The sequence below is a fragment of the Saprospiraceae bacterium genome (assembly GCA_026129545.1).
Taxonomy (GTDB): Bacteria; Bacteroidota; Bacteroidia; order Chitinophagales; family Saprospiraceae; genus M3007.
Map to the genome: position 1 here is coordinate 261575 of JAHCHX010000003.1, position 14717 is coordinate 276291.

11 protein-coding genes and 1 pseudogene are annotated in these 14717 nt (G+C 53.4%); 3 read left to right on the forward strand and 9 right to left on the reverse strand.

What is annotated here, in order from left to right:
* Positions 1–130: 130 nt before the first annotated feature.
* Both KIS77_18935 and KIS77_18940 read right to left on the reverse strand, forming a co-directional pair.
* Positions 131–1612, reverse strand: a complete 1482-nt coding sequence (locus KIS77_18935) for a RagB/SusD family nutrient uptake outer membrane protein (GenBank protein ID MCW5924402.1) — start codon at positions 1610–1612, stop codon at positions 131–133.
* Positions 1613–1642: 30 nt separating this feature from the next.
* Complete coding sequence (locus KIS77_18940; GenBank protein MCW5924403.1) at positions 1643–4798, reverse strand: TonB-dependent receptor; 3156 nt, start codon at positions 4796–4798, stop codon at positions 1643–1645.
* A gap of 613 nt (positions 4799–5411) precedes the next feature.
* On the opposite strand from KIS77_18940, the gene serC reads away from it, so the two are divergent.
* Positions 5412–6488 carry a 3-phosphoserine/phosphohydroxythreonine transaminase gene (gene serC, locus KIS77_18945; protein ID MCW5924404.1) on the forward strand — a complete coding sequence of 359 codons (1077 nt, stop codon included), beginning with the start codon at positions 5412–5414 and terminating at the stop codon, positions 6486–6488.
* Positions 6489–6503: 15 nt separating this feature from the next.
* Complete coding sequence (locus KIS77_18950) at positions 6504–7238, forward strand: DUF45 domain-containing protein (GenBank protein MCW5924405.1); 735 nt, start codon at positions 6504–6506, stop codon at positions 7236–7238.
* A gap of 47 nt (positions 7239–7285) precedes the next feature.
* On the opposite strand, the gene KIS77_18955 is transcribed toward KIS77_18950, so the two are convergent.
* The 7 genes and pseudogenes from KIS77_18955 to KIS77_18985 all read right to left on the reverse strand — a co-directional run bounded on the left by KIS77_18955 (position 7286) and on the right by KIS77_18985 (position 13940).
* Positions 7286–7609 (reverse strand): hypothetical protein, encoded by a 324-nt coding sequence (locus tag KIS77_18955; GenBank protein ID MCW5924406.1) that lies wholly within the window; start codon positions 7607–7609, stop codon positions 7286–7288.
* 201 nt (positions 7610–7810) lie between these two features.
* Entirely contained in the window at positions 7811–8395 is a 585-nt protein-coding gene (gene ribA, locus KIS77_18960; protein ID MCW5924407.1) for a GTP cyclohydrolase II, read from the reverse strand.
* 168 nt (positions 8396–8563) lie between these two features.
* Positions 8564–9664, reverse strand: a complete 1101-nt coding sequence (locus KIS77_18965) for a TonB family protein (GenBank protein MCW5924408.1) — start codon at positions 9662–9664, stop codon at positions 8564–8566.
* Positions 9665–9740: 76 nt separating this feature from the next.
* Positions 9741–10142: a hypothetical protein gene (locus KIS77_18970; GenBank protein ID MCW5924409.1), complete on the reverse strand. Its 402-nt coding sequence runs from the start codon at positions 10140–10142 to the stop codon at positions 9741–9743.
* Positions 10139–10729: a sigma-70 family RNA polymerase sigma factor gene (locus KIS77_18975; protein MCW5924410.1), complete on the reverse strand. Its 591-nt coding sequence runs from the start codon at positions 10727–10729 to the stop codon at positions 10139–10141. Before KIS77_18975 ends, KIS77_18970 begins: the two co-directional genes overlap by 4 nt.
* 70 nt (positions 10730–10799) lie before the next feature.
* Positions 10800–12056, reverse strand: a complete 1257-nt coding sequence (locus tag KIS77_18980; GenBank protein MCW5924411.1) for a class I tRNA ligase family protein — start codon at positions 12054–12056, stop codon at positions 10800–10802.
* Positions 12045–13940: pseudogene (locus tag KIS77_18985) on the reverse strand (leucine--tRNA ligase). Before KIS77_18985 ends, KIS77_18980 begins: the two are co-directional and overlap by 12 nt.
* Before the next feature lie 261 nt (positions 13941–14201).
* Between KIS77_18985 and KIS77_18990 the strand changes: the two are divergent.
* Positions 14202–14702: an ester cyclase gene (locus KIS77_18990; GenBank protein MCW5924412.1), complete on the forward strand. Its 501-nt coding sequence runs from the start codon at positions 14202–14204 to the stop codon at positions 14700–14702.
* Positions 14703–14717: the final 15 nt, after the last annotated feature.

Below are 14717 nucleotides of genomic sequence, written 5' to 3' on the forward strand. Positions count from 1 at the left end.
TTAACGAAAAACGGCGGGTTTAAGTGTTTGTCACGTGGTTTTGATAAAAAAACTGCCCGGCACCGCAAAAGCGGCACCGGACAGTTTTTTTATTGAGAATCACGACGGCCACAATAGCCAGTGCTCCCTCTTACGGGTTTTGCACACAAGCTTTGTTGGCGGCCAGTTCAGCCGTTGGAATGGGCCAGATGTAGGCCGAGACGCTGGGCAGGGTAGCGGCGACGTTGACCTTGCCGGGAATTGGCTGGAGCAGGCGCTGAACGTCGAAAGCACGGAAGCCTTCTCCGAGCAATTCGATGCGACGCTCAATCATGATAGCATCAATCAGTTCGTCGGCAGTAGCAAAATCGGCCAAGTCAAACACCACGGTGGCATCCGAACGACCGCGCACGGCATTGAGCAGAGCCACGGAGCGTGGGTTCAGGCCATTGACGCGTGCTTCTGCCTCTGCCAGATTGAGCAACACCTCTGCATAGCGCAGCACTGGTGCATAGTCGGTGTGCTGCGGGCCAGTTGGAAATTTGTTCATGTAGGGCTTGTTGTTGCCCGGATTGACAAATATGAACTGCCGACGCGCATCGGTAGCAGGGAAGTGGTCCATATCGCCGATGATGCCTGCAGGGTTGAGCGAATAGTCGCCAATGCCGCGCGGTCCGGGGTTGTAGTAGCTGCCCAAGCCGTTTTGAACACCCGGCAGGTCGTTGGGCGTGAACGGCATGGAGAAGATGCTTTCCAAAGTCGTGTAAGGTGAGGCGTACACGGTTTTCACATCAGCCTGAAGTGCGTGTGCCACGCCAGAGGGTGCCACGAACGGAGCTGTTGCGGGCACGAGTTTGTTAGCCTCTGTGATGGCATCCGCGTAGCGTTGCATTCCTAGCAAAACGCGCACTTTCAGAGCAATAGCCGTGTTTTTGTGCGCACGGATGACGTTGTTGGCGGCCGAGCCGTTGTTGGCGGCCAAGTCAGCTTCAGCCTTGTTCAGGTCGTCGAGAATCTGGTTGTACACCTCGGCTACTGTGCTACGCGCCAAGTCGTTGTTGGCGGGGCCAGTTTCTGCCCGGAGCCGCAAAGGCACGCCCAACTGGGAGCCATTGCCATCGGCATAGGGGCGGGCATAGTAGCGCAACAGACTGTGATAGCTTAAGGCGCGGATGAAGCGAGCTTCGGCGATGTAGCGATTGACAAGCGCATCGTCGCCCAAGATAGCGCGATTGGCATCAGCACCTTCAATGAAAATGTTGGCGCTATTGATGGTGCGATAGGCTTCAATCCAGAGGTTGGTGACGTCGTTGATGGAGGATTCGGTGACGTTGTTGTTCCACACGCCAAAGCCCGTCACACCATTTGTCGTTTCGTTGAGGAATTCCTCTGCGCGGATGTCGCCATAAACAATGATTCGGCTACCGTAGAACGCGCCATTTTTCAGCCTGCTATACACCCCGTTCAGCACCTTTTCAAAGCGGTCGGGAGTGGCAAAAATGGCGGCATCGCCAAGTAAGTTTTGGGGAAGGGGGTCCAATAAGTCTTTCTGGCAGGCATTGGGCAAGAGCATTGTTGCCAAAGCCAGAAGCAGGACCATTTTAGACTTGAATGTCTGCTTGATATTTTTCATGATGAAATTCGCTTTTTAAGTGGTGGTGAATTAGAAACCGAGGTTCAGGCCAACCGTGAAGGTTTGGGCCATCGGGACACTGTTGCGGTCAACCCCCGGTGTAGCGTTTGTATTGCCGTTCGAGGAAACTTCCGGGTCAGTACCTGTGTAACCCGTAAACAGGAATGCGTTATTCACGCTGCCATAAATGCGCAGGTTGGAAATGTTGGCACGACGGAGCAAATCCGAAGGCAAACGGTATCCCAACGTAATGTTGCGGATGCGGAGGAAGTCGCCTTTTTCCACGTTTTCCGAAATAGCCAATGCGGAGCCGTTGGAAACGTTGTCGCCCAACACGACGCGCGGGATTTTGCCGTTAGGGTTGCTTTCCGTCCAGCGGTCGAGCACATCGGTGTGGTTGTTCCAGAAACGCATATCGCGCAGACCAGCCTGGCTACCATTGTAGATATAGTAGCCACCTGCATAGTTCATCTGCACATTCAGGTCAAATGCGCCATAGGTAAAGGTGTTGTCCCATCCGCCAAACCATGTCGGGATAGCAGGGCCATATACTTTACCATCAGCGATGAGACCCGGGGCACGAGAGGCCGAGCCGTCCAGCTTGGTCCACGGGCTTTGTCCGGCGGGCACAACGTGGCTATATTGTACCACTGTGCCATCGTTCAATACAAACAGGCGACGACCATTGGCCGGATTGACACCTTGTGTCTCTACAGCATAGATGCTGCCCACCGACTCTCCCACGCGGATGATGTTGGTGTTTTCAAGACCCGACGTTTGAGAGACGATGTCGCTGTTTTCGTACAGAGATGTCACTTCGTTTTTCATCAATGTAAGGTTGGCAGCAGAAGTCCAAGAGAATTTGCCACGACGCAACACGGTAGCCGAAAGGCTAAACTCATGCCCTGTGTTCTCCATCGAGCCAACGTTGATAGCGATTATATTGCCGGGAATCCCCTTCGAGGGAGACTGGGGCGCATTCTGAATCAAACCATCAATTTTGTTTTTGAAGTAGGTGTACTCACCTTGCAGCCTGTCGTTGAAAAGACCGAATACGACACCGATATCCGTTTTCTCGCTGGTTTCCCATGTCAGCTCTGGGTTGCCTGCTTGTGAGAAAAAGAAGTTCGGCGAGGTACCATAAAGGCCGGAGTTGAACAAGCTCTGCGAAGCGAAGTCGCCAATGCCTACGCTGTTGCCCACTGTACCGTAGCTCCCCCGAATTTTGAAGAAGTTGACTTTTTCGCCAAAGGCACCGAGTGAGCGCCAGAAATTTTCTTCGGAGAGGGTCCAACCTGCAGAAGCACCCCAGAAGGTGCCCTTCTTGTTGCCGCGGGCATAGGCAGAGTACTCGTCCTGACGTACGTTTATGGTGGCGTAGTAGCGGCGATTGAACTCGTAGTTGAGACGGCCAAAATAGGACAACAAGTAGTTCTCCCCTTGGAAGTTGAAGGCTGGGTTGATGGTGGTAAAGTTGCCTTGGAAGGTAGTGAAGAATGGGTCGGCAATTTGCGAACGCTGTGCGCCCCAGCCTTCGGAAGTGGTGCGCTGCTGTTCGTTACCAGCCAAGAAGCCCAAAGTGTGGTTGCCGCCCAAGGTGACATCGTAGCTCAGGATGTTCTGCCAGTTCCAACGTTTGTTGCGGATGCTCAAGTTTTCGGCAAAACCGTTCTGGCCGAAACCATCGCCGTGGATAGGTGTCCAGAAGGTGATGTTTTCCACCGCTATGTTGTCAATACCGTATTGTGTCTTGATGGAAAGGCCATTGATGATTTCCCATTGAGCATAGGCAGAGGACTGAATCTGGGCAGCCTCGGAAGTGTGGCGGTTCAGGTCCGTGATGACCACTGGGTTGTAAAAGCCCGTTTGTTGGAGGTTTTTGCCGCGGCCAAGTTGGTTGTTCGACGCGATGTTGTAGCCTGCGACGCCCGGAAGACGATTGCCGCGCTCATCGTACCTAAATGGGTCAACAATCGGAGCGGTCACAAAAGCCAGACGACCGATACCAGCCGTGCTAAATGCCTGACCTGTCAGCGAGCCAGTGTTGGGGGCGTTGTTCTCGTTCGTGGAGTAGCCGATGATACCACCGATTTTCACGCGTTTCGAGAGATTGTGGTCAAGATTCAGACGACCCGAAAGACGCTGAAAGTCGTTTGCTATAATCATCCCCTCTTGGTTGGTGTAGCCAAGTGAAAGATAATAGGTGGTTTGGTCAGTACCGCCAGAGAAGCTCAAGGCATGGTTGTGCGAGAACCCATTGCGATACACATAGTCAGACCAACGGGTATCAATCAGTTGACCATTGATGGAATCAAGGAAAAACTGCGGCCCGGCAAAATTGGCATTGGCCGCTGCTTCGTTTTTGATTTCGACATACTGCTGCGCGTTGAGCACTTCGGGTACCCGGACAGCTCTTGTCCAACCAGCCCATGCGTCGTAGCTCACGCGAGTTTTGCCTTTTTTGCCGCGCTTAGTGGTCACGAGTACCACACCAGCGCTAGCACGCGAACCATAGATCGCCGCGGCCGAGGCATCTTTCAAAATGTCAATGCTCTCGATGTCGTTCGGATTCAGGTTCGACAGCGCGTTGTTCGAGGCGCTGTTGTTGCCGTTGCGCAGGTTGTCGGTGAAGGTCGGAATCCCGTCAATCACCACGAGCGGGAACGAGCTCAGGTTGATTGAGTTGATGCCGCGCACGCGAAACACCGGAGGGTTGTTCAACACACCGTTCGGAATACTGACGTTCACCCCAGCAGCACGACCCTGCAACAATTGGTCAAAACTTTGTGCTGGCAACGAGGCAATTTCCTCCCCTTTAATGGAAGAAATGGTACCCGTGATGGCACGCTTTTGCTGGGTGCCATAGCCGACCACGATGACTTCTTGCAGACTGGAGGGATTGACCGCCATTTCAATGCGATAATCACTCTCGGCAGTCAAAAGCACCTCTTTGTCGAGAAAACCCGTGTATGTAACGCGCAACGCGGAAGCATTGTCGGGTACATTGAGTCGGAAAGAACCATTGACATCAGTAACTGCGCCGGCTGAAGTGCCGGGGGCTGTGATAGTGGCGCCTATCAGCGGCTCGCCTTGATCATCGGTGACCGTGCCGGTCACTGTGCGCTGAGCCAACGCCAGCGTGGCGCTCATCAAGAGGAGCGCCAGCCCAAGTAGGACTTGCTTCATACAAATAAAGTTGATTTGGTTAAAGAAAAATTGTTTGTGCCTGAAAATGGATTATCTCACTCGGCACTCGGGGACAATGCGGAAGAAAATCATCACTTGGAATCAGTGAGTTATGCAGCGGATTATGCTTTACGAAGTGGCAAATTAACGTAACTTTTGTTGATTCTCCATACATTTCAGAAATTATTGCACAGCAATGTAAAATTTTAACGCTCAGAAATGACGTGCATCTTTACCGCGATTGCTGACCGAACGATTCGGCACCCAACGCCTGATTCCACCTTTCAGCCAGCCTAATTTCTCCGACCAAGCATGAAGCTATCGGATAAACATTCACGATTCCTGATTTCAATAGCCAACGCAAATCCCCCCCCCAATACGGGAGCAGACAAGGTGGCTTTGAATGCGTGGCACCGGCGGCTCCAAATTTCAAGCGCAATGCTCTCAGCACGTCCATCAAAGCCAAAAGGCAAATGACCACCCACAAATCCTCACGAAATCGGCAAATGGCACCTTCGAGGTTAGGTCAAGCGAGCGTGTTGGATTTGTGGGTAATCATTAGCCTCATAATCAGAACATCCCCTACTTTTGCCCCCCGAAAAAAGTCCGCTCAATGAAAAAACACAACTTCTCCGCCGGGCCAGCCGTGCTGCCCGCGTCCGTCCTCAAAGAAGCCTCCAAAGCAGCCCTCAACTATCACGGCATCGGCCTCAGCCTGCTCGAGCTCTCGCACCGGGGGCCGGAATTTACCGCCATCATCGAAGAAGCCAACACGCTGATGCGCGAAATCATCGGTTTGCCCGAAAATTATCACGTCTTGTGGCTCACCGGTGGTGCCAGCACGCAGTTTTTCATGGCTCCCTTCAACCTACTCAACGAAGACGAAACCGCCGCATACGTCAACACGGGCGTGTGGGCCGATAAGGCCATCAAAGAAGCCAAAGCCTTTGGCCATGTGAACGTTATCGCGTCATCGAAAGAACAGAATTACACTTTTATCCCCAAAGGTTACAAAATCCCGAAGGACGCGAAATACCTGCACCTGACGAGCAACAACACGATATACGGCACGCAACAGCACCGTTTTCCCAAATCGCCCGTGCCCATCGTGTGCGACATGTCGTCCGATTTTCTCAGCCGCCCCTTCGACCCCACACCCTTTGGCCTCATCTACGCCGGGGCGCAAAAAAACCTCGGCCCGGCTGGCACCACGGTCGTCATCGTTCGAGAGGATATGCTCGGCACGGTGAAGCGCCACCTGCCTTCCATGCTCGACTATCGCACGTTTATCAAGGAAAATTCGCTTTACAACACCCCGCCTGTGTTCCCGATTTACGTCTCCATGCTCACGCTGCGCTGGATAAAGAAAAATGGCGGCCTGAAAGGAATGCAGCGCAAAAACAAGACTAAGGCTGCCATTCTGTACAGTGAAATTGACCGCAATCCGCTGTTCAAGGGCACAGTGGCTAAGGAAGACCGCTCGCTGATGAACATCTGCTTTGTGATGGAGGAAAAATACGCGGCGCTGGAAAAAGAATTTTTGAAAGAAACCGAATCCAACGGCATGGTCGGCCTCAAAGGCCACCGCTCGGTTGGCGGGTTCCGCGCCAGCACCTACAACGCCCTGCCCAAGAAAAGCGTGGAGGCGCTGGTGGCTCTGATGCAGGATTTTGCGAAACGCAAAGGGTAAAATCGTCGTCCGTCAATGAAAAAATTCCACACGCTCATCACCGTTTCAGGGTTGGAACTCCCCGTTGAAATCACGCTGGAACGGCGGCGCGACACCCGTTTTGGCATTACCGGCAAGCGGGTGACGCTGCGCCTGCCAGTAGGCGTGCCACCGGATTTTATTCAAAAACAAATGCTTCAGTTGCAGGCATGGGTACAGGAATCATTTCTGAAAAAACCCGCTTTGCGCGAGCCATTTTTGGGCAAAACCTATCAAACAGGCGATATCCTTGAGGTAGGCCAGCGCCGCTACATTCTGGATGTCAGCATCGAGGAGCGCGGCTCCCACGCTGGCAAACTCATTGGCGACACCATCCAACTGCGCATCAGCAGCCAGTCCTCGCCGATGCATCGCACCAAGGCCATCAAGACCTTGCTCAGCCGCGTGGTGGCCGGCGATTTTTATCCCGAAATCCACCGCCGCGTGTTGGACTGGAACGACCGCACCTTCCGCCAACACATCAAAAGCATCAATCTGAAATACAACCACACGAACTGGGGCAGCTGCTCGGCCCACAGCAACGTGAATCTTTCCACTCGTCTCCTTTTCGCCCCGTCAGACGTGCAAGACTATGTGATACTGCACGAACTCGCCCATCTGGTCGAACTGAACCATTCCGACCGTTTTTGGGCGCTCGTGGCGCACTATATGCCCAACTACGAGGAGAAAGAGCAGTGGCTCAAGAGCAACCGCGCGAGATGCGATTTTTGAAATGTCTTGTGAAAAATTGGCAGAAGGTAGAGGGCGCAGCCAAAAAATCAATCAGAAAGTGCTTTGGACTGAACGTCTGTCTGCTCTGTGGGGACTAAATGCGCTTCTTCTTGCGCCACAGCGGAGGGGCAGGTCTTCCACCACACCAACGCGAGCAGACCTGCCACAAAACCCACCACCAACAGCAAAGGCAACGGTGACCTCCGAGGAGGCGCTTCCGTGTGTTGCGGAACTTTAAACTGGGAAAGTGCCGCCTCTGCATTGAGGCGACGAGCGGCGGCTTCCACCAGCGCGGGGTCGCGTGTCATCTGCCTTTCAAAGGCGACTTCATCCTCCGGGCTGAGGCTGCCATAGAGATAGGGCTCTATCATGTTGTGATAATTCATGGAAAAGGCGGATTAGCGATTACGGGGTTTTTCACACTGGCTTTCAGTGCTTTGAACCCTTAAAAAAAGAGGAATGTTGCAAACATCCGCACATTTTTTAGAATATCAACGCAATCGGCGTGATTTAATTTTCCAAAGGAAAAAACGACGTGAAAATCGTGTTGAGAAGCGCGGTCGCAGAGAGGGTCAAAGTCCCAGAAGGTGGCCCATCAACTCCTGTTTGGTTTTGAGATAATGGCGGCTGTCGTCGTGCGGCGGGATGACGAGCGGAATGCGCCCTACCACTCGGATAGGAGAGCGACGCAGAGCCTCCACTTTGGCTGGATTGTTCGTGATGAGTTCCACGGCCTCTATACCGAGGTCTTGCAGGATGAATATCGCGGCGTCGTACTGTCGAGCATCCACGTCGAAGCCAAGATGCGTGTTGGCTTCAGCCGTGTTGAGGCCAAGGTCTTGCAGGTTGTAAGCTTTGAGCTTGTTGATGAGGCCAATGCCGCGGCCTTCTTGGCGGAGGTAGATGACCACGCCTCCGCGTTCCGCTGCAATGTGGAGCGAGGTTTCCAGTTGTTCTCCGCAATCGCAGCGCCGGGAACCAAACACATCGCCGGTCATGCACTCGGAGTGGATGCGCACGGGCACGGGGCGCGTGGGGTCGAAGCCCTCGGCGATGAACGCTATGTGTGGCATCCGCTCCGTGTTTTTTTCAGCGTATGCCACCATGCTGAAATGACCGTGACGAGTGGGAATCGGCGCTTCTGCTTGTCGTTGCATAGTCGGTGATGCCGGGAGGCGGGATTGGGGCAAAAGTAAATTGAATTTTGAGTAAACACGACATTAAACATCGCGGCACCCGTTCAGTTGTCCCATGCAGGACAAAGTTTTTCAAAACTCCGCGTCGTCGCGCACAAGTGTTGAGGATGAACACGCTCCGATGTGCGCTCATCGAACGAATGGAATCTCCACCTGAACTGTCGGTCGCTCGCCGCGCACCCACTCCCAGTTTTTTATCAGCCGGACGGCTTCTTGGTCGCAACCGTAGCCGAGGGAGCGCCGCACCACAAACCCCTGTGGTTCGCCGTTGGCATTGACGCTGAATTCCACGAGCACCGCGCCACTCACGTTGTTGTTGCGAGCCTCAGCGGTAAGTCGGGCATTTTGACGCAGATATTCCCGGAAGGCTTCCCAACCGCCCGCAGGCTCGCTCTCACGCGGCAGCTGTGTGGCGGCAGCCTTTTTTTCGGCATCCATGTCGGGTTTTTTATCCGTTTCGTGCCAAGTCTTGTCGTCGGCACGGGCAGCAGGAGCAGGCGCTTCCGATTTTTTTAATTTGGGGGTATCCATGACGCGACCGGGGGCCGCACCACCTGATGGAGAGTCGTTCCCAAGAGATGGATTAGCTTTGTTGACCGATTCAGAGCGCGTCGCTGGTATATTGGTCACTGGTGGGGGCGCAGCCATAGGGCTGGGCTGTAGGGCTTCTTCACTCAATTCTTGTGTTTCTTTTGCAACAGCCGCATCGGCTACTACTGCACCGGCACCGGAGGGGGCTGCTGCCCGGTCGCGGTAGGCACGTTCGCTTGGCCCACTAATGGATGGAGCGGGCTTCGCAGAGGGGAGCGTAGCCGCGATGTCTTCGCCACTGGGGGCTTCGAGAACGAGCGCATCGGATTCGGACGCGGGGCGCTCGTTTTCCGCTTTTGTTTGGGCAATGGTTTCACCCTTGCCGTTGGTGTTCCATTTGGGGAAAAATATGATGGCTACGAGCAAAATAATCAATGCGGCAGCAGCGGCCAATACTTGCGGCAAAGCGATGACCTGGCCGCCCGTGCTGCGCCCGGCACGTTCGTGCAAACGGAGTTGCAGATGCGCCAAACGCTCTTCGTGAGCGGTCTCGGATGCTGACATGAACCCTTCCATGGCCTCCCGGCGGAAGTCGTCGGTGGCGACCAGCGCGTTCAGTTCTCGTTCGTCGGCCCGGTTAAAATCACCGCTTTGCCAGCGCCGGAGCAACTCGAGAAAACGCGCGTCGTTTTGTTGCACAGAAGGGTTCACGTTGTTTGTTGTTTGTTGTTTGTTGTTTGTTGTTTGTTGTTTGTTGTTCGTTGTTTGTTGTTCGTTATTTGTTGGTGGTTGTTCGTTGTTTGTTGTTCGTTATTTGTTGGTGGTTGTTCGTTGTTTGTTGTTCGTTGTTTGTTGTTCGTTGTTTGTTGGTGGTTGTTCGTTGTTTGTTGTTTGTTGTTTGTTGTTTGTTGTTTGTTGTTCGTTGTTTGTTGTTCGTTGTTCGTTGTTTGTTGTTTGTTGTTCGTTGTTTGTTGTTCGTTGTTTGTTGTTCGTTGTTCGTTGGTGGTTGTTTGTTGTTTGTTGGTGGTTGTTCGTTGTTCGTTGTTCGTTGGTGGTTGTTTGTTGTTTGTTGGTGGTTGTTTGTTGTTCGTTGTTTGTTGTTCGTTGTTTGTTGGTGGTTGTTCGTTGTTTGTTGTTTGTTGGTGGTTGTTCGTTGTTCGTTGTTTGTTTGAGTCATTCATCACCAATTACGCCTCTGACTCCTGCTTTTTCAAGGCAAATTTTCAGGTTGCGTCGTCCATTTTGAATGTAGGAGCGCACTTTACCCACATCTTCGGCAATGATGTTGGCGATTTCCTTGTAAGATTTTTCCTCAAAATAAAACCACTCCACACTTTTGCGCTGATGGGCCGGCAGTTCATCGAGACACTTTTCCAAGGGTGTGCCGTTTTTGGGCAGCTCGTAGGTGAAGGCTTGCTCTACCGCGTCGTGGCGGCTCATGTCGTCGTGCAAATCGGTGGGTCGGCGCTGGTGTTTGCGCCATTCCATTAGGCAGTGGTTGCGTGCCAGCACATAGAGCCAGCCTCTGAACGACTCGATTTCGTGCTCCTTCGCCTTCCGCGTGAGTTCCTCGTAAATGTTCATCACAGCGTCTTCGGCCTTGCTGGGGTCTTTGAGTATTTTCAGACACACGCCATAGACCATCGGCATGTAGCGCTCATAGAGTTGGCCCAAATGCCGCGACGAGCCGTTGCGGACATACTCGGCCAGCAACTGCTCGTCGGTGTAATGTTCGGGTGTACTTGGGCGGAGAAATTTCAGCATGGGTCAGCCGGGTAACAAGCGCCGCCAAATGTATGGATAAGGATGCAAATGGGTGGGGGAATTGCATAATTCACACCACCACATTTATCATGCGCCCTGGTACGAAGACGACTTTTTTGGGCGCTTGGCCATCCAGCCATTTTTGCACCTGCTCCAGTGCGAGCGCTGCCTTTTCGGCATCTTCTTTCGACACGTCGGTGGGCAGCGTGACGGTAGCGCGCAGCTTGCCGTTGATTTGGATAGGGTACTCCTTGGTGTCCGACTTCAGGTATTCCTCGTTGTGGGTGGGCCAAGTCGCATCGCAGACGGTGGTGGCGTGGCCAAGGCGATGCCAGAGTTCCTCGGCAATGTGGGGGCCGAAGGGGGCCAGCATGACGACGAGCGGCTCTAAAATGGCGCGTTTGGTGCAGTTGAGGCGGTGCAGGTCGTTGGTAGCTATCATGAAATGACTGACACAGGTGTTCATACTCATGCGCTCCACATCGTCGGTCACTTTTTTGATGCAATGGTGCAGCGCCCGCAGTTCCTCGGCGGTAGGGGCATCTTCCGTGACACTGAATGCACCGTCTTTTCCGCTGAAGAACAGCCTCCAGAATTTTTTCAAAAAACCAGACACCCCTGTGATGCCCTGCGTGTTCCACGGCTTTGCGTCGGTGATGGGGCCGAGGAACATCTCGAACATTCGGAAGCAGTCGGCACCGTATTCAGCCACCACGTCGTCGGGGTTGACGACATTGAACTTCGACTTCGACATTTTTTCCACTTCCCATGCGCAGATGTATTTTTTGTCGGGGTCGAGTTTGAAGTTGGCCTTTTCAAACATCGGCAACCGTCGGGCCTTTTCCAAATTGAGCACGTCGGCCTCCACCACTCCCACATCCACATGGAGTTTGGTGAAGGAGTCGGGGTGGTACTTGTAGAGCAGGCTCTGCGAGACAAACAGTTGCTCGCACACCGGGCGCTCCAAGTCAGCAATGAAGTTCTCGCGGCTTTCGAGTGCCTGACGCACTTTTTCCGCTATTACTTCTGGCTCGTTGATATGGTCAATCAACGTTTCGGAGTACAGCACCATGAGTCGTTTGCCATCGCCGTGAGCCGTTTTGCGCACACGCTCTATTTTTTCCTCTTGCTTCCAAGAAGTGACTTCTATGACCAAATCGTTGGTGCCAAAGGCGTAGTCGTACTTGAAGCTGTCTTCCACTTCTGTTTTGGCGATGCGCATCGGGCCATATTCGGCAAAAAAGGGCTTGAGCACTTTCAAATTCAGGTATTGCTCAAAAAATGACTCTTTGGCGCGGAAGACAAAGTTGGAGCGCCCCTGAATCATTCCCTGATTCACCAATTTTTTGGCAAATTCGCGGTACGGCACGAGGCCGAGGTCGTGGAGAAAGTGATTCCAAAAACGGCTGTAGAGCAGGTGCCCCACCGCGTGTTCGGAGCCGCCGAGGTAAAAATCCACCTGCTGCCAATAGTCGGATGCTTCTTTGGAGCAAAAAGCATCCTCGTTGTGCGGGTCCATGTAGCGGTAGAAATACCAAGAGGAGCCTGCCCATCCGGGCATGGTGGAATGTTCGTACTCGTAACGCTCGTCTCCCTCTCCGTTGTGGGGAGTGTAGCGCCAATCTTCCGCGCGGGCCAATGGCGGCTCGCCGGTCTCGGTCGGCAGATATTTGTCAATGTTGGGCAACACTAGCGGCAAATCGCGCTCATCAATGAGATATGGCACCCCATCTTTCCAGTAGGCAGGCACCGGCTCGCCCCAATATCGCTGCCGACTGAACACGGCATCGCGCAATTTGTACTGTATTTTTCCTTTGCCCAACGCTCGTTCCTCCAACCATTGAATCAGGGTGGGCATCGCCTCGGCGTAGGTCATGCCATTGATGATGCCAGAATTGATGTAGCGCCCTTCTTTGGTCGGGTCGGCAGCGTTTTCCAAGCCCTCTTGCGCATCGAGAATGGGGATGATGGGCAGGTTGAAATGCGTGGCAAACAGCCAATCGCGCTGGTCGCCGCTGGGCACGGCCATCACGGCCCCTGTGCCATAGCCTGCGAGCACATAGTCGGCTATCCAAATCTGGATGCGTTCGCCGTTGAAGGGGTTGATGGCAAATGCGCCTGTGAACGCACCCGTCACTTTTTTGACTTCCGACATTCGCTCTACTTCGGAGCGGGATGCCGTCCATTTGATGTACGAATCTATTTCCTGACGCTGCTCGTCGGTGGTCAATCGTGACACAAGCTCGTGTTCGGGAGCCAACACCATGAAGGTAGCCCCATAGATGGTGTCCAGACGCGTGGTGAAAACCTCAATCTCGATGCCTTCGTGCCCGTCCACCGCAAACCGAACCGATGCGCCCGCCGAGCGTCCTATCCAATTGCGCTGTTGCTCTTTGATGGACTCCGGCCAATCAATAACCTCCAACCCGTCCAGCAGACGGTCTGCGTAGGCCGTGATGCGCATATTCCACTGTTTCATCAGCTTGCGTTCCACCGGATGGCCGCCGCGTTCGCTCACGCCGTCTTTTACCTCGTCGTTGGAGAGTACCGAGCCAAGGGCCGGGCACCAGTTGACGTACGCCTCACCGGGGTAGGTGAGGCGATATTTCAGCAGGAACAATTGCTGTTCGCGCTCGCTCATGGCATTCCAATCTTCGGCGCTGACGATGGGGGTGTCGTCGTCGCAGCTGGCGTTCACCGCCTTGTTTCCTTTTTTGGAAAAAATCTCCGTCAGGTGGCTGATGGGCAGCGCCTTATCCGCGTCGCGGTCGTAATAGCAGTTGAACAACTGCATGAAAATCCACTGCGTCCATTTGTAAAATCGGGGGTCGCTGGTGCGCACCTCCCGGTCCCAGTCGTAGGAGAAGCCGATGTTGTCCAATTGCTCGCGGTAGCGGGCGATGTTTTGTTCGGTGGAAGTGGCCGGGTGGATGCCCGTTTGGATAGCATATTGCTCCGCCGGCAGCCCAAAAGAGTCGAAGCCCATGGGGTGCAACACGCTGAACCCGCGCAGGCGCTTGTAGCGAGAGAGGATGTCAGTGGCTATGTAGCCCAAGGGGTGGCCGACGTGCAGCCCCGCACCCGAAGGATAGGGGAACATATCAAGCACATAGAACTTGGGTTTCCCGTTTCGGTTGTCAATTCTGTAAGTCTGATTTTCCCGCCACCATTTTCGCCATTTTGGCTCGATGTCGCTCGGCCTATACTCCATGCTGTGTTGATTGGTTGACTTATTGACTGGATTATGAAAAAAAGCAGCCGCCCTGACGTCTCTGCGGTGGCACCGGTGCGTCGCGCTGCCACACATCGTTTGCCGTCATTTGTTCTGCGAGGGGGCGAAATTAGGGGTTTTGATGGAATTAAATTTTTTCAACAACGCGAAGTCTTTGTTTCGTCAAAAAATTGGTTCTCAAAAATCGAAAGGATAGTTGGCGGCGCTATATTTGTGACCAAACAAAACATCTATGTCCTGATGAAAAACTTCCAATTATTGCTCGCCCTCCCCATTTCGCTTTTTCTTTTTTGTCAATGCGCCGCATCCAAAAAACTTGATTTGGCGCAAAAAAACGCAGAAACCGTCCGAATCTGGTTTGAGGAAGGTTGGAACAAAAAGCAAAACGAGGCGCTTATCGAGCGCGTGTTCGCTCCCGACTGGACCGACGGCAACCCCATCCGCTCCAACCAAGTGGACGGTCACGAGGGCATCCGCCAAATGGTGCACTTCTATGAGCTGGCCTTCGACGACACGCACTTCACCATCACCCACCTTTTTGCCAACGAGCGCTATGTGGCTATCCGCTACGACGTGGAGGCCAACCACGTTGGCCCTGCTTTCGGCATCTTGCCGACAGGAAAGCACTTCACCTCCTCGGGCATCGTCATCTACGAAATGGAAAAAGGAAAAATCAAACGCACTTGGCAGGAACTCGATTTGATGGGAATTATTAAGCAATTGAAGACGGAAGGAGAGTAGCGATTTTTGCGATTT

Excerpts from the sequence above, each read along its gene's own strand:
- KIS77_18980 (MCW5924411.1), bottom strand. The coding sequence starts at position 12,056 with ATGATTCAGGGGCGCTCCAACTTTGTCTTCCGCGCCAAAGAGTCATTT.
- KIS77_18970 (MCW5924409.1), bottom strand. The coding sequence starts at position 10,142 with ATGACTCAAACAAACAACGAACAACGAACAACCACCAACAAACAACAA.
- serC (MCW5924404.1), top strand. The coding sequence starts at position 5,412 with ATGAAAAAACACAACTTCTCCGCCGGGCCAGCCGTGCTGCCCGCGTCC.
- KIS77_18990 (MCW5924412.1), top strand. The coding sequence starts at position 14,202 with ATGAAAAACTTCCAATTATTGCTCGCCCTCCCCATTTCGCTTTTTCTT.
- KIS77_18955 (MCW5924406.1), bottom strand. The coding sequence starts at position 7,609 with ATGATAGAGCCCTATCTCTATGGCAGCCTCAGCCCGGAGGATGAAGTC.
- KIS77_18935 (MCW5924402.1), bottom strand. The coding sequence starts at position 1,612 with ATGAAAAATATCAAGCAGACATTCAAGTCTAAAATGGTCCTGCTTCTG.
- KIS77_18950 (MCW5924405.1), top strand. The coding sequence starts at position 6,504 with ATGAAAAAATTCCACACGCTCATCACCGTTTCAGGGTTGGAACTCCCC.
- ribA (MCW5924407.1), bottom strand. The coding sequence starts at position 8,395 with ATGCAACGACAAGCAGAAGCGCCGATTCCCACTCGTCACGGTCATTTC.
- KIS77_18975 (MCW5924410.1), bottom strand. The coding sequence starts at position 10,729 with ATGCTGAAATTTCTCCGCCCAAGTACACCCGAACATTACACCGACGAG.
- KIS77_18940 (MCW5924403.1), bottom strand. The coding sequence starts at position 4,798 with ATGAAGCAAGTCCTACTTGGGCTGGCGCTCCTCTTGATGAGCGCCACG.